The organism is Rhizobium sp. TRM96647 (genome assembly GCF_025780115.1).
Lineage (GTDB): Bacteria > Pseudomonadota > Alphaproteobacteria > Rhizobiales > Rhizobiaceae > Mycoplana.
Genome location: NZ_JAOXHF010000006.1, coordinates 273,838 through 292,330, shown reverse-complemented (window position 1 = coordinate 292,330; position 18,493 = coordinate 273,838). Strand labels below are relative to the sequence as shown.

General features: G+C 66.0%; 16 protein-coding genes and 1 riboswitch. Of the genes, 6 read left to right on the top strand and 10 right to left on the bottom strand.

Annotated elements, in window-relative coordinates:
* The first annotated feature begins 15 nt into the window (after window positions 1–15).
* Both ahpF and OCK02_RS13985 read left to right on the top strand, forming a co-directional pair.
* Window positions 16–1,596, top strand: a complete 1,581-nt coding sequence (gene ahpF, locus OCK02_RS13990; RefSeq protein ID WP_263813580.1) for an alkyl hydroperoxide reductase subunit F — start codon at window positions 16–18, stop codon at window positions 1,594–1,596.
* Between the two features lie 111 nt (window positions 1,597–1,707).
* Window positions 1,708–2,625 carry a LysR substrate-binding domain-containing protein gene (locus OCK02_RS13985; RefSeq protein ID WP_263813579.1) on the top strand — a complete coding sequence of 306 codons (918 nt, stop codon included), beginning with the start codon at window positions 1,708–1,710 and terminating at the stop codon, window positions 2,623–2,625.
* Window positions 2,626–2,702: 77 nt separating this feature from the next.
* Here the strand turns inward: OCK02_RS13985 and OCK02_RS13980 are convergent, their stop codons facing one another.
* From OCK02_RS13980 to oiaX, 10 genes are all read right to left on the bottom strand, one after another.
* On the bottom strand, window positions 2,703–4,568 hold the full coding sequence (locus OCK02_RS13980) for a hypothetical protein (protein WP_263813578.1): 1,866 nt from the start codon (window positions 4,566–4,568) through the stop codon (window positions 2,703–2,705).
* On the bottom strand, window positions 4,565–5,599 hold the full coding sequence (locus OCK02_RS13975) for a Gfo/Idh/MocA family protein (protein ID WP_263813577.1): 1,035 nt from the start codon (window positions 5,597–5,599) through the stop codon (window positions 4,565–4,567). Before OCK02_RS13975 ends, OCK02_RS13980 begins: the two co-directional genes overlap by 4 nt.
* Window positions 5,600–5,603: 4 nt before the next feature.
* Window positions 5,604–6,668, bottom strand: a complete 1,065-nt coding sequence (locus tag OCK02_RS13970; protein ID WP_230807573.1) for an ABC transporter permease — start codon at window positions 6,666–6,668, stop codon at window positions 5,604–5,606.
* Window positions 6,668–8,212, bottom strand: coding sequence for a sugar ABC transporter ATP-binding protein (locus OCK02_RS13965; protein ID WP_263813576.1), 1,545 nt, complete (start codon window positions 8,210–8,212; stop codon window positions 6,668–6,670). The genes OCK02_RS13970 and OCK02_RS13965 overlap by 1 nt, the downstream gene beginning before the upstream one ends.
* Window position 8,213: 1 nt before the next feature.
* Entirely contained in the window at window positions 8,214–8,858 is a 645-nt protein-coding gene (locus tag OCK02_RS13960) for a DUF2291 family protein (RefSeq protein WP_230807575.1), read from the bottom strand.
* Window positions 8,859–8,933: 75 nt separating this feature from the next.
* On the bottom strand, window positions 8,934–9,875 hold the full coding sequence (locus OCK02_RS13955) for a D-ribose ABC transporter substrate-binding protein (protein ID WP_263813575.1): 942 nt from the start codon (window positions 9,873–9,875) through the stop codon (window positions 8,934–8,936).
* A gap of 80 nt (window positions 9,876–9,955) precedes the next feature.
* Entirely contained in the window at window positions 9,956–10,783 is an 828-nt protein-coding gene (locus OCK02_RS13950; protein ID WP_230807577.1) for a phosphogluconate dehydrogenase C-terminal domain-containing protein, read from the bottom strand.
* Window positions 10,784–10,863: 80 nt separating this feature from the next.
* Window positions 10,864–11,307 carry an RpiB/LacA/LacB family sugar-phosphate isomerase gene (locus OCK02_RS13945; protein WP_263813574.1) on the bottom strand — a complete coding sequence of 148 codons (444 nt, stop codon included), beginning with the start codon at window positions 11,305–11,307 and terminating at the stop codon, window positions 10,864–10,866.
* A gap of 50 nt (window positions 11,308–11,357) precedes the next feature.
* The gene (locus OCK02_RS13940; protein WP_263813573.1) at window positions 11,358–12,689 is read right to left on the bottom strand and encodes a four-carbon acid sugar kinase family protein; all 1,332 of its coding nucleotides are present in this window, start codon (window positions 12,687–12,689) and stop codon (window positions 11,358–11,360) included.
* A 6-nt stretch (window positions 12,690–12,695) separates the two neighbouring features.
* The gene (gene oiaX / locus OCK02_RS13935; protein WP_263813572.1) at window positions 12,696–13,949 is read right to left on the bottom strand and encodes a 3-oxo-isoapionate-4-phosphate decarboxylase OiaX; all 1,254 of its coding nucleotides are present in this window, start codon (window positions 13,947–13,949) and stop codon (window positions 12,696–12,698) included.
* Between the two features lie 174 nt (window positions 13,950–14,123).
* Here oiaX and OCK02_RS13930 point away from each other — a divergent pair, with 174 nt between their 5' ends.
* The 4 genes from OCK02_RS13930 to OCK02_RS13915 all read left to right on the top strand — a co-directional run bounded on the left by OCK02_RS13930 (window position 14,124) and on the right by OCK02_RS13915 (window position 18,489).
* Window positions 14,124–14,828 (top strand): transcriptional regulator NanR, encoded by a 705-nt coding sequence (locus tag OCK02_RS13930; protein WP_230807747.1) that lies wholly within the window; start codon window positions 14,124–14,126, stop codon window positions 14,826–14,828.
* 380 nt (window positions 14,829–15,208) lie between these two features.
* Window positions 15,209–15,439: riboswitch (cobalamin riboswitch) on the top strand.
* A gap of 178 nt (window positions 15,440–15,617) precedes the next feature.
* A complete protein-coding gene (locus OCK02_RS13925) occupies window positions 15,618–16,649 on the top strand; it encodes an ABC transporter substrate-binding protein (protein WP_263813571.1) in 1,032 nt (343 codons plus the stop codon).
* On the top strand, window positions 16,646–17,674 hold the full coding sequence (locus tag OCK02_RS13920) for a FecCD family ABC transporter permease (RefSeq protein WP_230807582.1): 1,029 nt from the start codon (window positions 16,646–16,648) through the stop codon (window positions 17,672–17,674). The genes OCK02_RS13925 and OCK02_RS13920 overlap by 4 nt, the downstream gene beginning before the upstream one ends.
* Window positions 17,671–18,489: an ABC transporter ATP-binding protein gene (locus tag OCK02_RS13915; protein WP_263813570.1), complete on the top strand. Its 819-nt coding sequence runs from the start codon at window positions 17,671–17,673 to the stop codon at window positions 18,487–18,489. The genes OCK02_RS13920 and OCK02_RS13915 overlap by 4 nt, the downstream gene beginning before the upstream one ends.
* Window positions 18,490–18,493 lie beyond the last annotated feature (4 nt).

Genomic DNA, 18,493 nt, shown 5'->3' with positions numbered 1-18,493 from the left:
AGAGTGGAGTGCCCGATGCTCGACGAAACCCTGAAATCCCAGCTCAAGGCCTATCTCGAAAAGGTCGTTCGCCCGATCGAGATCGTCGCCTCCGTCAATGACGGGGCGAAGTCGAAGGAGATGATGGAGCTCCTGAATGCCCTGATCGGCCTCTGCGACAAGATCACCGTCACCGAGCGCCGCGACGACGGCGAGCGGGCCCCGTCGTTCGCGCTGAACAGCCCCGGGCACGACATCAGCCTACGTTTCGCCGGCATCCCGATGGGCCACGAGTTCACCTCGCTGGTGCTGGCGTTGCTGCAGGTCGGCGGCCATCCGCCGCGCACCGAGCAGGCCATCATCGACCAGATCCGTGATCTCGACGGCGAGCTGACCTTCGAGACCTATTTCTCGCTCTCTTGCCAGAACTGCCCCGACGTGGTGCAGGCGTTGAACCTGATGGCGGTGCTGAACCCCCGCATCAGGCATGTGGCGATCGACGGCGGCGTTTTCCCCTCCGAGGTCGAGAGCCGGCAGGTCATGTCGGTCCCGACCGTCTATCTGAATGGTGCGCTGTTCGGGCAGGGCCGGATGGAGATCGAGGAAATCGTCGCCCGGCTCGACACGAATTCGGCCGCCCGTGCCGCCGAGAAGCTCAACGCCCGTGACGCCTACGAGGTTCTCGTGATCGGCGGCGGCCCCGCGGGGGCGGCGGCTGCGATCTATGCTGCGCGCAAGGGCATCCGCACCGGCATCGCCGCCGAGCGCTTCGGTGGCCAGGTGCTCGATACCATGTCGATCGAGAACTTCATCTCCGTCCGCCACACGGAAGGCCCGCAGCTTGCCGCCTCGCTCGAAGAGCATGTCCGGGAATACGACGTCGACATCATGAACCTGCAGCGGGCCGAGAAGCTGATCCCCGGCGACGGCGAGATCGCGGTCGAGCTCGCCAACGGTGCGACGTTGCGTTCGAAGACCGTCATCCTCTCCACCGGCGCCCGCTGGCGGCAGATGGGCGTGCCCGGCGAGGATCACTACCGCAACAAGGGCGTCGCCTATTGCCCGCATTGCGACGGCCCGCTGTTCAAGGGCAAGCGCGTGGCCGTCATCGGCGGCGGCAATTCCGGCGTGGAGGCGGCGATCGACCTCGCCAATATCGTCAGCCACGTGACGCTGATCGAGTTCGACAACAAGCTGCGCGCCGACGACGTGCTGCAACGCAAGCTCCGCAGCCTGCCGAACGTCGACATCCTGCTCTCGGCGAAGACGACCGAGGTTCTGGGCGACGGCCAGAAGGTGACGGGTCTCACCTACGAGAACCGCATCGCCGGCCAGCGCCATACGCTCGCCCTCGAAGGCATCTTCGTCCAGATCGGCCTGCTGCCGAACACGGAGTGGCTGAAGGGCACGGTGGAGCTGTCCTCGCGCGGCGAGATCGTCGTCGACCACCACGGGCAGACTTCGGCACCCGGTGTGTTCGCCGCCGGCGACTGCACGACCGTGCCCTACAAGCAGATCGTGATCGCGGTCGGCGAGGGGGCCAAGGCCTCGCTCGCGGCGTTCGACCATCTAATGCGGACGTCTGCCCCCGAGGCGGATTCCGCCAAGGCAGCCTGATGCTGCTCCAGGCCGCGTCGGTAAGGCGCGGCGTACCTTCAAGATGGCCCTGAAGCGGCACCGCGGGGACCCGTCGCGAGACCCGCGGGCCGCATACGGATCGAACCCCTCATGACGCTGCGCGAGCTGGAATACCTGATCGCCCTCGCCGACCACCGGCATTTCGGCCGGGCCGCCGAGGCTTGCCATGTCAGCCAGCCAACGCTGTCCATGCAGATCCGCAAGCTGGAGGAAGACCTCGGCGCACCGCTGATCGAGCGGTCGCCGAGATCCGTCATGCTGACGCCGTTCGGGCGCGACGTCGTGGCGCGTGCGCGGCGCATCATGACCGAGGTCGGCGAGATGCGCCGTTCGGCGATGAGCTGCCGCAATCCGGAGACGGGCTCGCTGCGGCTCGGCATTTTCCCCACGCTCGGCCCCTATCTCCTCCCGCACGTCGTGCCCCGCATCCGCGCGCGCTATCCGAAGCTGGAACTGCTGCTGTTCGAGGAGAAGAGCGAGAGCCTGGTGGCGCGGCTGCGCGAGGGCAAGCTCGACGCAGTATTGCTGGCGCTTCCGATCGACGACGAGCGGCTGCAGGCGGAATTTCTGTTCGAGGAACCGTTCCTGCTCGCCGTGCCGGCGACGCACGATCTGGCAAGGCGCAGTTGCCTCGCACTCGACGAACTCTCCGGCTACGACCTGATGCTTCTGGAAGAGGGGCATTGCCTGCGCGACCAGGCCCTCGACGTCTGCCGTGCCTCGGGCGCGGCCGAGCGCGGCTCGTTCCGGGCCACGAGCCTGGAGACGCTGCGGCAGATGGTCGGCGCCGATGTCGGCATGACGCTCCTGCCGGAGCTCGCCACACGGTCTCCCGCCTCGGACCATATCCGGATCCTGCGCTTCCAGAACGCGGCCCCGAGCCGCCAGATCGCGCTGTGCTGGCGCCGGAGTTCGGCGCTGGGCGACTTCCTGAAGGACATGGCCCTGCTCCTGCGCGAGGTCTCGCAATCCCTTCTTGTCGACGAGTTTATGGACAAGGCGGGCTGAAGCCGATTCAGCTCGCACAAGAGCGTGCTTGCCCGATCAGGCTCGGATCGCGCGATCCGGCGCGTCGGGCGCCACCGTCACCGAGCAAGCGCCACTGTCAGGGTCGCGTGAGGGGAGAGTTCCACGCCGGGCCCGGCTGGATGATCTGCCGGCTGCAGACCGTGGAGATCGACCGTCCTGGTCGTCGGCGTCAGGTTGACGAGATGCAGGGTCGGGCCGTCGGCGGCTTCGGCGACGAAGGCGAGCACTTGCGACGGTGCGGAGGAGACGCAGGACTGCCATGGCGCGCCGGCGAGACCGGCCAATGTCCTGACAGTTCGCGAAAGCGGTCGCTCGCTGCCTTCCGGGGTCGGTTCTTCGCGGCCGGCGACCAGGCCGAACGGGCCGGTCAGCGCCGCGAGCGTCAGGCATTCGAGATCCGCCTCGAGCACCCGGATGGCATAGCCGAGCGCGAAGGCTTCGGCGAAGAGCCCGTTGTGGCGCGGATCGCGGTTGGCCATCGGGATGCGGCCGAGGCCGGGATTGTCCATCGTCCGGCTGCCATAGGGGTTCTGCCGCATCGGAATGGTGGACGGGCCGATGCGGTAGGGCAGGTCGCCATAGATCGCCCGCACCGACCGGGTGATGAAGGGCAGGGCCTCGAGTGTCTGCATGACGCTGAGGTCGTCGGCGGCATGGACGATCGGGTTCGTGCAATGTGAAACGAGGGAAAGCCTCTCGGGAGGCACGCGCTTGCGGTTCAGCTCGGTGAAATAGCTGAGCATGCCGCCGCCGATCCGGACGCCCGGGAAGGCCGCATGGGCGGCCGCATAGACCTCATCGAGGGGCGGGCATTCCGGCCATTGGCTGCCGGGCGGCGTCGACTGGCGATCGACGGACGGGGAGATGACGATCGCATCGGGAGCAAACCCGGCGGAATGCATCTGCCGGGCGATCTCCAGCGTCTCGTCCGCCGGCGCCTTGCGGCAGGGCAGGGCGATTTCCAGCGTCGTGCGGCCGCGGTGCAGCGCTGCGAGCTCCGTAAAGTCCCTCAGCGCCTCCAGCCCGTGCCCGGCACCCGGGTCGAAGTGGAAGAGAAGCTCCTGGGGATCGATCTCGGCCATCAGCGTGCGGGCGGCGAGCGTCGCCTTCGCTTCCTCCGGCGTTATGACGAGACCGATCGCGGGCATCCGACCCCGGTGCTGTCCCATGTGAATGGTCACCGTCTCATGGCCGCCATCTGTCCTCGTGGCCTTGCTCTCGCGGCGGTCTTGAATGGAGAGAACGATCTGCTGCTGCACGGGTTCTCCGGCCTGGATCTTGTAGGGCCAGGGGAGTGCCAGCGGACGGACATAGGTCTTGTAGGAGGCGTCCGACCAGTTGCGCTGGTCTTCCATCTCGAAGGTGTCGCCTTCCATCCGGCATTCGGCCACGACACCGTCGGCGACGGTGTGGGTGATGGCGCGCATGTCCTTGAACGGCTGCCACGGCTCGATCAGATCCGGAAAGACGGTTTCGTCACGGTGGCCGTCGACGTGCTCGACCATGGCCGGCTTGCCGGCTATGCCGTCGATCGGGTGGAGAACGCAGAAGCCGCAGCGGTTGGTCTCGAAACCGGTCGCCGACTGCGCCTTCGATTCAAAGGTCAGGCGCCCTTCCGATGCGGCGATGCGCACGTCGATCGCAAGCAGGCTTCCGCCCGGTCCCTCGCAATGGGCGCGATAGGAGACGATGAAGGCCTCGTCGCGCTGTTGTATCTCCAGGTCTTCGATCCTGGGGCTGTAGGTGCCCCAGTCGCGATCGCGAACGAGATAGGAGATGGCACGAAGAACCTCGACGCCGTCATAGGTGATGGTGCGGAGATTGCCGTCTGCGAGGTCCGCCGAAAGCCGGCCCGCGACCAGCCGGACCGGCGCCTCCTCGGCTTCATGCGTGCCATAGAGCAGAAACGGCTCCGTGCTCATTTCAACAGCGCCCCGATATCCACCGGACGGCCGGAGGCGGCGCTCTCATAGGCTGCCTCGACCAGCGCGAAGGTCTTCAGGTTGTCCGCGCCCGAGGTGGACGGTTCGCCGCCGTCCTGCAGCCGTTCGGCCCAGTGCTGCTGGATCGCAAAGACGCTTTCCTGGATGTTGTGCCAGGGCCGCGAGGCCCAGGAGAGAAGCTTCGGCGAGACATCGGTGACGGTGGTGCCGGAGGCGTTGCTGATCTCGAGGCGATAACCCTGCGACAGGCGGATCGTGCCTTCGGTACCGTCGAGTTCGATCAGGGTCTCGGGGAAGGGCTCCGTGCCGAGTTTCGTCGCATAGCTGACGTCGACGATGGACGTCGCGCCATCCTCGTGGTCGAGCAGGATCGTCGCCACGTCCTCGCCCTTGATGTCAGGGTTGACGCGCCTGGTCCGCGCCGTCAGGCTCTTCACGTCGCCGAGGATATAGCGGGCGATGTCGAGCGTATGGATGCCGAGATCCTCGATGATGAAGCGCTCGCCCTCGGCGAGATAGGGCTGGCCGGAGAAGACGTCGAAGCCCGAACGGAAGGAGAAGCGGCCCCAGAAGGGCTCGCCGATCGCGCCCGCGTCGAGCGCCTTGCGGACCGCCTGGATCGGCGTCTGCCAGCGGAAGTTCTCGTGCACCATCAGCGGAATGCCGGCGGTGCGGCAGGCGGCGACCATGGCCTTTGCGTCCGACAGGGTCCTGGCGAAGGGCTTCTGGCAGATCGCCGGCACCTTGTGCCGGGCAGCCAGCTCGACGAGCGCCCGATGGCTCTGGACGGTGGTGGCGATATCGACGAAGTCGAAGCCGCCATCGGAAAACATCTGTGCTGCGTCCGTATAGCGGCGCGCGATGCCGAACTGGTCGCCGACGATTGCGAGCCGCTCCGGGTCGCGGTCGCAGATGGCGACGATTCCGGCACCCTCGACATCGTTCCAGGCGTGCATCTGGTTGATGGCGAAGAAGCCGCAGCCGATCAGGGCACCACGAAGTTCCTGCATGCCGTCAGTCCTTCTTGGCGAGCTGCATCAGGGCGACCCGCTGCTGCAGGCGCCGCTGGGCCTGGTCCACGACCACTGCCACGATAATCACGATACCCTTGATGACCATCTGCCAGAAGGAGGAAACGCCCATCATGACGAGGCCGTCCGACAGGATGCCGATGACGAAGGCGCCGATGATGGTTCCGCCGATCGTGCCGCGGCCGCCGGACATCGAGGTGCCGCCGAGGACGGCCGCCGCAATGGCGTTGAGCTCGAAGGAGTTGCCGGTCGCCGGATGCGCGGCCATCAGCTCCGAGGAAATGACGATTCCGACGATGGCGGCGCAGAAGCCGGAGAACATGTAGACGAACATCTTCACGCGGTCGACCTTGATGCCCGACATGCGCGCGGCGCGCTCGTTGCCGCCGACGGCGAAGATCTGGCGGCCGATCGGCGTGTATTTCGCGATATAGGCCGCAGCCAGCGCCACGATCACCAGGATCCACACCGAGACGGGCAGGCCGAGGATCCGGCCCGAGCCGAGGAAGGCGAAGCCGGTGGTGCCGAGATCCGGGTTGCCCTGGAGGTTCGGGAAGGTCTGTCCGCCGGAGGACAGGAGCGCCAGGCCGCGGGCGACGTAGAGCGTGCCGAGCGTTGCGATGAACGGCGCCACGTTGAGCTTGGTGATCAGCAGGCCGTTGACCGCGCCGATCGCGATCCCGACGAGCAGGGTGATGGCGGCGACCTCGAAGATGTTGAAGTACATCGTGTAGCCGATCTGCAGGTCGATGCCGTACAGGATCAGCCCGCCGGCGACCATGCCGCAGAGGCCGACGATCGAGCCGACGGAAAGGTCGATGCCGCCGGTGATGATGACGAAGGTCATGCCCATCGCGAGGAACGCGTTGAGCGCCACGTGCTTCGACATCAGGATGAGGTTCGCGGTCGACAGGAAGTTCGGCGCGAAGACCGAGAAGAAGGCGATCACGGCGAAGAGCGCGATGAAGGTGCGAAGCTTCATCAGCGTCAGGAGCATCGAGCCGCCGTCGCCGGCCTGGGTGTTCTGGGTCGTGGTTACGGTGCTCATCACGCGACTTCCCTTGTCGATTTGTGTCCCTCGGATGCGGCCTTGACGATGAGTTCCTCGGTCGCGTCCGCCCGGTCGAATATCTTGGTGATCCTGCCGTTGCTCATGACGGCGATCCGGTCGGACAGCGCCATGACCTCTTCGAGGTCGGAGGTCGAAAACAGGATGGCGAGGCCTTCGCCGGCGAGCCGGCGCATGGTGCGAAACACGTCAGCCTTGGCGCCGACATCGATGCCACGGCTCGGCTCGTCCATCAGAAGCACTTTCGGATTGGTCATCAGCGCCTTGCCGATGACCACTTTCTGCTGGTTGCCGCCGGACATGGAGGTGACGTCGAAATCCGGGTTCGGCGCCTTGATGGAAAGATCGCGGATCGCATCGCGGATCGCGCCCTGCTCGCGATCACCGCGAATGTGGAAGCCGAAGCGCGTCAGCTTCTCGAGGCTGGCGAGGGTCAGGTTCGCCGCAATCGAAAGCACCTGCACGAGGCCCTCGCGCTGCCGGTCCTCCGGGATCAACGCCAGACCGCGTTTGATGCGCGCCGGCGTGTCGCGTTCGACGACCTCCTTGCCGGCGACGAAGACCTTGCCGGTCGAGTGCGGATGCTGGCCGATGACGCATTCGAAGAACTCGCTGCGCCCGGCGCCCATCAACCCATAGATGCCAAGCACCTCGCCGGCGCGGACCGAGATCGACAGATGGTCGACGGCGAGCCCTCCGGTCTTGCGCGGCAGGCTGATTTCCTCGGCGCGGAAGGCCTCGTCGCCCAGCTTGTGATCGACCGACTTGGCGAAGTCCTTGGCGTCCGAGCCGATCATCGAGCGGACGATCCACTTGGTGTCGATGTCCTTGACCATGGCCTGGCCGGTGATCTGGCCGTCGCGTAGCACGGTGATGTAGTCGCCGATCCGCATCAGTTCTTCCAGCCGGTGCGAGATGTAGACGATCGCCACCCCTTGCGCCTTCAGCTCGCCGATCACCTTGAACAGGATGTCGACTTCGGCGGCCGACAGCGCCGAGGTCGGCTCGTCGAGGATCAGGATGCGGGTGTCGAGCGAGATCGCCTTGGCGATCTCGACGAGCTGCTGCTGGCCGATCGGCAGGTCTTCCACCATGGTCTCGGCACTGATGCCGGCATCCAGCTTGTCGAGAAAATGGTTGGCCTTCTCGACCTGCGCCTTGTGGTCGATCCCGCGGATGCCGCGGATGATTTCACGGGTGGCGAAGATGTTTTCGGCGACCGAGAGGTTGCCGAACAGGTTCAGTTCCTGGAACACCATGCCGATGCCGTGCTTCTGCGCATCGGCCGGCGAGTTGAACTCCACTTCCTTGCCGTCGAGCAGGATGCGGCCGAGCGACGGCTTCTCGACGCCGGCGATCATGCGCATCAGCGTCGACTTGCCGGCGCCGTTCTCGCCGACGAGCACGTTCACCGCGCCCCGCCGCAGCGCCAGGTTGGCGTGCTTGACGGCGACGATGCCCGAATAGACCTTCGTCACGTCGTCCAGCCTGAGGATGATGTCGCCTTCGTCGATGTCGGCCATCTCAGCCACCGATCGTGATCGTTGCAGGGGTCAGAAGCGGCAGCTGTCCCTTGGAGGGAAGCGGATAAGCGCCGACGGCCTCGACCTTCTGGCCCTCCAGGGCCTCCCGCGGCAGCTTATCCAGCGTCACCGCATTGAGGTGGTTGTTGAAGGCCTTGCCGAACTCGGCCCATTGGATCTGGTTCTTGAATTCGTTGAAGTTGACGAAGTCGAGGCTGTCGCGGATCGCCGTGCCGCGGATGACCGGGCCGATCTGGATGCGCACGTCGGCCTTGCCGTCGCCGTCGATGTCGGTGTCGAGATAGGCGGCGCGCGACTTGGTCTCGGCCTTCACCACGGTGCCGGAGACCTTCGCCGCATAGGTCCAGGGCGCGCTGCCCTGTTCTTCCTTGTGGCCGTATTTGGCGCCGGCCGCATCGGGGTCGCTGCCTGCCAGTGCCGCGACCTCCTGGAAGGGGCCTGCGCGCTGGTCGAGGAACGGGATCACCTTCTCGTCCCAGAGCTCGGCTGCCTGCCGCTCCGGGTTGAAGCCGCCGCTGGCCGCTTCGGCCGCCTCTTCGGCGGTCGGTGTCTTGATGATCTTGCAGCCGGACAAAGCCAGCGCCAGCGCGGCCGCCGTCAGCGTCGCAGTCCGGACAAATGCCATGGAACGCACTCCGTCATGTCGATATGCGACTTGCGAGGCGGATCGCTCCGCCTCGCAAGCCTGTCCTGGGAGGATTTAGTCCTTCAGCGCGAAGGTCTCGAGCTGATCTGCGTTGTCGGCATTGATCAGCACGCAGTCCATCAGCTGCTTTTCCTCGGCCGGGCCCTTGCCGGTCTTGATGTAGGTGTCGGCCTGGTCGACGGCCATCTGGGCCTGCGCATAGGCCGGCTGCAGGACGGTCGCCTTGATGCCGCCCGCCTTGATCGAGTCGCGAACGTCGTTGGAGCCGTCGAAGCCGACGACGATGACGTCCTTGCGGCCGGCGGCCTGGAGCGCTGCGATCGCGCCCATCGCCATCGTGTCGTTGCCGGCGATGACGCCCTGGATGTCAGGGTTGGCCTGAAGGATGGTCTCCATCTTGGAGTAGCCTTCCGTCTGGCTCCAGTTGGCCGACTGCTGCGCGACCATCTTCATGTCCGGATATTCATCGATGATGTCGTGATAGCCCTTGGAGCGGATGCCGGCGTTGAGGTCGGCTTCGCGGCCGAGCAGTTCGACGTAGTTGCCCTTCTCGCCCATCAGGCGGACGAACTCTTCGGCGCCGAGCTGCGCGCCCTGGTAGTTGTTCGAGACGATCTGCGAGACGGCGATGCCGGTGGCGTTGATCTCGCGGTCGATCAGGAACGAGGGGACGCCCGCGTCCTTGGCCTTCTGGACGGCGGCGATCGAGGCTTCCGAGCCGGCATTGTCGAGGATGATCGCCTTGGCGCCGCGACCGATGGCCGTGTCGATCAGCTGGGACTGCTTGTTGGCGTCGTCGTCATGGACGAGGACCAGCGTCTCGTAGCCGAGCTCCTTCGCACGCGCTTCCGCGCCGACGGCTTCGGCCTTGAAGAACGGGTTGTCGTGAGACGGGGTGATGATGGCGATCAGGTCGGCCGCGGAGGCCGGCATTGCGGTGCCGAGGGCGAGTGCGCCGGCGAAGGCCGCAAGCGTAAGTCTGCGAGTCAGTTTCATGTTTTTCCTCCCAAAGTAAAACGATAGGCCCCATCCTCAGCGGGGCGAAAAGGGAGGGGCCTTGGCCCCTCCCGAGGGCATCAGGTGATGCGCCGGATGCTTTCGGCGATCTCCTGAGGTTCGAAAACCTTCTTCCAGTCGTCGCGCATCAGCGCGGGAATGCCGAATTCGATGGCCTTGTTGCAGGCATCGGAGAAGACGCCCGGCGTCTCTTCGAAGATGACCGCGCCAAGCACGGTCATGTGACCGAGCAGGAAGTCGCGGGCCGCTTCCTTGTCGACGCCACGGCGGACGCACTCATCCATGGCTTGGCGCATGACGACCAGCAGCGAGGCGCAGACGGTCTCCGAAAGGCCCGGCTCGAGCATCGCCATCTGCTCGACGGTGACGCGGTGCGAGCGCATGACCGGGGCCCAGATGACCTTGGCGATCTCCTCGCCCAGCGCATATGCCTCTTCCGGGCCCTGCATCAGGGCGGAGACGATGTGCTGCTTGGCGGCGACGCCGCCGAAGAAGTCGCGCTTGGCGGCCGGGTCGGTCTCGTCGTTGAAGATCGGCGGATGGCAGGGGTGCGTGACGAAATAGGTCAGGTCCGCGCGCTCCGGCAGGTGGCCAGCGAAAGGGGCGGCGGCATCGAGCACCACGACCATGGTGCCGGGCTTCAGCTTGTCGATGATGCCGGCGGCGACCTTGCCGATCGCGGTATCCGGAACGGCCAGGATTACCACCTCGGCGCCGTTCAGGCCTTCGTCGGCAGACACGCATGAAATGCCGAGATCGTCCTTCAGCCGCGCCTTGCCGGCGTCGCTGACCTCAACGTGGCGCACGTCAAAACGCGAGCCCTTCAGGTTCTTGGCGAGCCGGTATCCCATTTTGCCACCGGCGCCAAAGAGAGCAATTGCTGTCATGTTTCCTCACCTCAGGGTTGGATTGGTATAATAACTGGTATGATGAGTCAATCACAATCCCATCATTATTGTGGCAACGATCAGGCTTTCTTGCCTTCATCGAGACGGTCGATCGCCTGGACGTTCCCGGCCGACGGACCTTCGGGGTCGAAGCTGGAGGCCAGCCACGTGTCCACGATCGCCTTGGCGAGCTCCGGGCCGATGACCCGGGCGCCCATGGTGATGATCTGCGCGTTGTTGGACTTGGCCGCGCGTTCCGCCGAATACGTATCGTGCGTCAGCGCTGCGCGGATGCCGGGAACCTTGTTGGCGGAGATGCAGACGCCGATGCCGGTGCCGCAGAACAGGATGCCGCGTTCGTGGTCGCCGTCGACGATCGACTGGCCGACCTTCTGCGACAGGTCGGCATAGAAACCGGACTGGCTCAGGTCGTGGACGTCGAGGTCCGCCCGGCCCGCGAGATGGGTGGCGATGACGTCGAGCAGCGGCTTGCCGGCGCTGTCGGCTCCAATGACGATTTTCATGGTTCTTCCTTTCGATCGCTCAACTGGCGTGAATTCCGGTTCCGGTCCTGTCAGGCGCGGCTGCCGTCGCGGATCTGCGCGAAGTAGCCGTCGGTGCCGATCTGGCCGCCCTTCAGCGCGATCTGCAGGCCGTCGGTCGGGGCGTAGCTGCCATGCGCGGTGCAGAGCGGCGAGCCCGGCGTCTGCGGCAGGGGCAGGAGCGTCGTCAGCGCCTCGACGCGCAATTCCTGCAGCGCGTGGCTGGAGGTGTCGCCACCGGCGATGACGGCGCGGGGCAGGGCTTCGCTCTCGACGAGGCGGCGCAGGATCGTTCCGAGCGCCCGGCCGAGCCGGTGACGCGCGCCGGCGACGCGGTCGATCTCGCTGCCCCGATCGGCGGACGGGCCGAGGGCCGTATGCAGCAGCACGCTGCTGCCTTCCTTCAGCGCCGCGATCCCGGAAGCGATGGCGGTCTCGATCGCCCGGTCGCCGCTTTCGCCGACGAGCGACAGCGGATCGAGGTCGATGCCCTTGAAGCCCTGGGAAAGCGCCGTGCGGATCTGGCGTTCGGTGGTGGGCGAGACGCTGCCGGAGACGACCGCGAGGCGGTCGACCTTGCCGGGTTCGGCGAATTCGACCTTTCCGCCGATCAGGCCCTGCTGCCGCCAGGCTTCGAGGAGAGCATATTCGACGCCGGACGAGCCGGCCACGAAGAAGCCGCCCTCGGTCCTGAGCCGCCACAATTGCCGGCCGGCGGCCGCCTGGCTCTCGGCGGACTCGACGTCCATCAGCAGGATGCCGGGCGCGCCGGCAAGGGCTGAAAGGCGCGCATCCGCATCCGGCGCGGCGAGCGTGACGAGATCGGCCAGCGCCACGGGCAGATCGGTCTGCCGGCCGAGATGGATGGCGAGATCCGCCTCCGCCATCGGCGTCACCGGGTGACGGCTCATCACCGGGTGGCGGTCGATGCGGTAGACCTGGCCCTGATAGGCGGCAAAGAGGTGGCCGAAGGCGGTGTAGCGCTTCAGTTGCGGCGCGCCGACGATGACGGGCACGCTGGCCTGGCCGAACACGTCGCGGCCGATCTCGATCGCCTTGCCGATGTTGCCGACCTGGGGCGCGGAATCGAAGGTCGAGCAGACCTTGTAGTGGCAGACCGCAGCACCAAGGCTCCTCAGCCACTGAAATGCGGGAACGAGGTTCTCCTGCATCCATTCCGGCGTCTCGCTGCGGCTCGTGCCGGCGATGCCGATGGCGCGGCAATCGGCAAACCGCTGCAGCATTTCGGGCTGCGGCACGCCCAGGAACAGGACGGTCGGAATGCCGCTTGCGGCAAGCGATTCCATCACGTCGGTCGAGCCGGTGAAATCGTCTCCGTAGTAGCTGACGAGCAGGTCTGACATGAATGCTTACTCCTTGCCGTCGCCGAATTTCGCGAGCGAGGCCGCAAGCTCGGGATGGTCCCTGGCGTAGTCGCCAAGCGGGATGTCGGCGACTACGGCCTGCCAGGCCTGCTGGACGGCGCGGACGCCGGCCGCCGGGCCGCCCGGATGGCTGACGATGCCGCCGCCACAGAGATAGAGAAGGTCGGTCGTCCGCCCCGTCCGCCGGTAGGTGTCCGGCGCCTGGCCGCCCCACTGGCCGGACCCCGCAACGGGAAGCGGCCGGTCGGAAGGGTCGAACAGCGGCGTGCTGACGGCCTTGAAGGATTGGACGAAGCTCTCGTCCGGCTCCCAGTACTTGATCCGGATGCCGTTGATCTGGAACTGGTCGACGCCGAGCAGGCGCCAGAACTGCTGGTAGACCTTGAAATCCATGCCCGCGCCGGGGTCGCGGGTCAGCACGTCCCAGCCGTTGCGATGCGCATGCAGCACGAGACCCGAGCGCTTGCGCAGGAAGCTCATGCCGCCGAAGCCTATGGAATTGATGTTGACGACCGCGCAGTTACCGCCGGCCTTGAGCACGAGGTCGTGGTTGCGCATCATCTCGTCCGGGTCGGCATGCGAGATGCCGAAAGCGTACATCACCTTCTTGCCGGTCTTCTGCTCGTGGTCGAGGATGCGCGGCATGATCGCCGCTACCCTCTCCTTCAGCGGCGAGTAGGCCGGGCTCATCAGTTTCTCGTCGTCCTTGATGAAATCGACGCCGGACTCGATCAGTTCGCCAACCAGTTCGGCCGTCTCGTGCGGGCGCAGGCCGAGCGCCGGCTTGACGATCGTGCCGATGATCGGACGGCCCTCGACGCCGGTCAGCCGGCGGCTGCCGTCGATGCCGAATTGCGGGCCCGGATGGGCGCCCTTGAACGCCTCCGGCAGCTTCATGTCGACGATGCGGATGCCGGTCATGCCCCTGATGGAGAAGACGCCGCCGATCGCGATCGTCATCAGCGCGGAAAGGTCGGTGCCGATGGCATCGAGCGGAAAGGCGATGTCGACGTCGGCGCGGTTGAGCCGCTGCCCCGGCTCGGCCTCCGGCCAGGTGGGGGAGAAGGTGTCCTCCAGCGGACGGATGGCGAGTACGCGCGCTGCGACCCGTGCCTTCAGCTCCTCCGTCTCGCCCGGCACCGCGACGAAGGTGCCCGTGGACTGGTCGCTGGCGATCTTGTTCGCCATCGCCTCGACGCTGCCGGGCGTCTCGATGCGGTAGGTTAGGGTGATCAGCATGAAAGCCGTTGCTCCTCCTCGCCACGTCACTTTGTCGTGGCGTCAACTCATGATCTGGTATAATAAGTATTCCAATTTCTGCAACGGAAATTTTCAGAAAACCGATTCCGGCCGTCCTGGCTTGTCGCAAGATGCAGAAATGTTAAGGGAGGGAGAATGAGCCAGAGAGACGCCATGCCCCAAACCATCGAGCCGATCGTCAGGCGCAAGCTGTCGGACGAGGTCTTCGACCGGCTGGAGCGGATGATCACGTCGGGAGAATTGAAGCCGGGCGACGAGATGCCTTCGGAGCGCGTGCTGATGGAGCGTTTCGGCGTCGGCCGTCCCGCCATCCGCGAGGCGATGCAGTCGCTCGCCAACAAGGGCCTGCTCAGCATTTCCCACGGCGAGCGGGCGAAGGTGCTGCAACTGACCGCGCAATCGATCTTCCGTCAGGTCGACCTGACGGCGAAGATCATGCTGTCGCAGTCGACCGATACGCTCGAGCATCTCAAGAGCGCCCGCATCTTCTTCGAGCGCGGCATGGCCCGCGAGGCGGCGCAACGTGCCCGGAGCGGCGATATCGACGATCTGGGGGCCATCATCGAGCGCCAGCGACGCTCGCTCGGGGACGCGGAAGCTTTCATCGCCGCCGACATGCAGTTTCACAGCCGGATCGCCCAGATTTCGGGTAACCCGATCTATGTTGCCGTCAGCGAGGCCATGCTGGCCTGGCTGAAGGAATACCACACGGACATGCTGATCTGGACCGGCAAGGAAAAGCTCACGCTGGTGGAGCACGAGGAAATCCTGGACCAGCTCAGGAGCAGGGATGCCGAAGGGGCGGAAGCGGCGATGCTGAAGCATCTCGAACGATCGAGAGCGCTCTACAACCGCTGACCCGGCCACAGGTCCGTGGCGCCGTTCCGGAGCGTCTTATCCCCATTCATCGCTTCGACCGTCCGGACCGCTGCGGACGGTCGCAGATCCTCCTGAAATCTCCGGGTCGTGATGGGCCCCGCGCGTTCGGCGCGGGACGGCGGCCGCATTTGCGCTTGATATGTGATGTTATAAAATAACAACTCGATTGACTCACGTAATACCATTACACTAATCAGGCCCGGTCAGATCCCGAGGGAAGTTCGATGACCGTTCCAGACCGTGCCGAAAACCCCTGCCCCGCATCGGATGCGCCGGCACGGGTGCCGGTCCGGCCGCGCCTATTGCGTGCAGAACGCAAAGTTGCCGGTCGGGCTTGCTTGACGGCGCGGTGCGCAAACGTCTATCTGGAAGACGACGGTTCCCCGCCCACGAAGCGGAGGGGATTAATAGGGAACACGGTGCGGACGACCCAAGTCGGGACCAAAACCGTGGCTGCCCCCGCAACTGTAAGCGGATTGCCGTTCATCCTCGTGGCGCCTCGGCGCCATGCCACTGCGCAACGCGCGGGAAGGCAGATGAACGGCGCATGTCCGCGAGCCAGGAGACCTGCCGTCAGCCATCGATCCAACGTCACGGGCGGGGAAGCCCGGAACAGGAGCCATCATGACGACCATCGGCGCCTTGCTGTGCGTCTTCACGCTGCCTTTCCCGAGACCTGGCGATCCTTCGAGCGACCGGACGGCCTGACGGCTTGTCCGTTTTTTCAACGGCGCCCCTGCGGGCGTCCCAGCTATTTCGGGGAATTCCATGAAAATTCATTTGAAACAACCGCTCCGCGCGGGCTTCGTCGCCCTGTGCCTCGCCGCATCGTCCTTCCATGGCCAGGCGAGTGCTGCCGAGACCAGCTATCCGCTGACACTGCAGAATTGCGGTCGCCCGGTGACCTTCGAAAGTGCGCCGTCGCGCACGGTCTCGATCGGCCAGAGCAGCACCGAGATCCTCTATCTGCTGGGACTTGCCGACAAGGTGGTCGGTACCGCGCTCTGGGTCGGGCCGGTGCTGAAGGGCTATGAAGAGGTGAACGCGCGGATAGACCGGCTCGCCGACAACGAGCCGAGCTTCGAGAGCGTTCTGGCCAAGAAGCCGGATATCGTCGCCGTGCAGTTCCAGTGGCAGGTCGGGCCGGAGGGCGTGGTCGGAAGGCCGGAACAGTTCGAGGAGCTCGGCATCCCGGTCTACACCTCGCCGTCCGATTGCGTCGGCAAGGACAATTCTGCCGCGAGCGACGGCGTGCGCCATCAGGTCTTCACCATGGACCTGGTCTATCAGGAGATCCGCGAGCTTGCGCAGATCTACAACGTCCAGGAAAAGGGCGAGGCTGTCGTCGCTGATCTGAAGAAACGCGAGGAGGCCGCCCGCGCCAAGGTCGCCTCCGCACAGGGCAAGTTGTCGGCCGTCTTCTGGTTCTCCAGCGCCGCCGACGCCGATCCCTATGTCGCCGGCAAGAACGGCGCGCCCGGCTACATCATGTCGGCGCTCGGCATCGAGAACATCATCAAGACCGACGACGAGTGGCCGACGGTCGGCTGGGAAACGATTGCCAAGGCCGATCCGGCGATCATCGTCGCCGGCTCCATGGAGCGGCGGCGCTATCCGCTGGACAGCCTCGAGGCCAAGCTCGAATTCCTGAAGGCCGATCCGGTCGCCAGCCTGATGCCGGCGGTGAAGAACGGCCATGTCTTCGACATGGACGCCCAGGCGATGAACCCGACGATCCGGACGATCGAGGGCATCGAAGCCCTGGCGGACGCCATCGCCAACGCCGGCCTCGCCAAGTGAACCGGACGCTGACATCGGGCGGACGGACGGGTGCGGCCATCGCCGCGCTCGTCATCCTCTTGCTGGCGCTGTGGATGGGGGCTGCGATCGGCGAGACGGCGATCCCGCTCGCCACGGTCGCCCAGACGGTGGCGAACCGGCTGTGGAATGCCGGCTACCCGCTGGAGCCGATCGACGAGGGCATCATCTGGAGCTACCGGCTGAGCCGGGCCGTCGTGGCGGCGTCCTGCGGAGCGGCGCTGGCGCTCTCCGGCGCGGTCCTCCAGTCGCTGCTGCGCAACCCGCTCGCCGATCCCTATATCCTCGGAATTTCCGCGGGCGCCTCGACGGGCGCGGTCGGCGTCGCCATCCTGGGTATCGGCGCGGGCGTGCTGACCTTGCCGCTCGGGGCCTTCCTCGGCGCGATCACAGCCTTCGTCCTGGTCAGCGTCCTGGCGGTGAAGGCCGGGCGCGGCACGGCGGCGATCATCCTCGCCGGCGTCGCTGGCTCGCAACTCTTCAACGCGCTCACCTCCTTCATCGTCACCAAGGCGGCGACGGCGGAGCAGGCGCGCGGCATCATGTTCTGGCTGCTCGGAAATCTGTCGGGCGTGCGCTGGGCGGATGCCTGGCTGGCCGTTCCGGCGGCACTTGTGGGTCTCGTCGTCTGCCTGTGGCATGCGCGCTCGCTCGACGCCTTCACCTTCGGCGCGGAATCGGCCGCCTCGCTCGGGATCTCGGTGCGACGCACCTATCTTGCACTCGTCGGCGTGTCGGCGATGATGACCGCGGTGATGGTCTCGATCGTCGGCTCCATCGGTTTCGTCGGCCTCGTCATTCCGCATGCGGCGCGGCTCCTGGTCGGCGTGCGCCATGGCGTGCTGCTGCCGGCCGCGGCCCTGACCGGGGCGGTGTTCATGATCCTCGCCGACATCCTGTCGCGCACCATCATTCCCGGCCAGGTCCTGCCGATCGGCGTGATCACCGCGCTGATCGGTGCGCCGGCCTTCGCCCTGATCCTCGCAAAGGGGAGGGCGCGCGCATGAGGCTGACCGCCAGAAGCGTTTCATGGTCGGCCGGCGGCGCCGACATTCTCAAGGATGTCTCGCTTGCGGTCGAGACCGGCGAATTTCTCGGCATCATCGGGCCGAACGGTTCGGGGAAGACGAGCCTGATGTCGCTGCTTTCCGGCATCCGCAAGCCCCGGTCGGGAGAGGTGCTGCTGGACGGGGTGCCGATCGGCGCGCTCGGTCGGCGCACGGTGGCGCAGCGGCTGGCGCTGGTCGAACAGCAGGCGGAGACCGGCGAGCGTATCACCGCACGCCAGGCCGTTGAACTCGGCCGCACGCCCTATCTCGGGCCGCTCTCGCCCTGGTCGCCTGACGACGACCGGATCGTCGACGCGGCGCTGGACAATGTCGACATGGCCCACCTTTCAGGCAGGAGCTGGCATACGCTGTCGGGGGGCGAACGCCAGCGGCTGCACATTGCCCGCGCGCTGGCCCAGCAGCCCCGGATCCTGCTGCTGGACGAACCGACCAACCACCTCGATATCGGCCATCAGATCAGCCTGCTCGACCTGGTGCGACGCCAGGACCTGACGGTGGTGGCGGCGTTGCACGACCTCAACCACGCGGCCATGTTCTGCGACCGGATCGCCGTGATGCAGGCCGGCAGGCTCGTCGCTTTGGGGCGGCCGCGGGATGTCCTGACCGTGGAGCGCATCCGCGACGTCTTCGGCGTGGATGTCGCAATCGAGCACGAGCCGGACGGCGGCTGCCACATCCGCTTCCGTCCCGGGAGAACGTCGCCGGGGCGGCGTGCCGCTCCCGCCGTAGCCCTTGCGACAACGGGAACCTGATGCC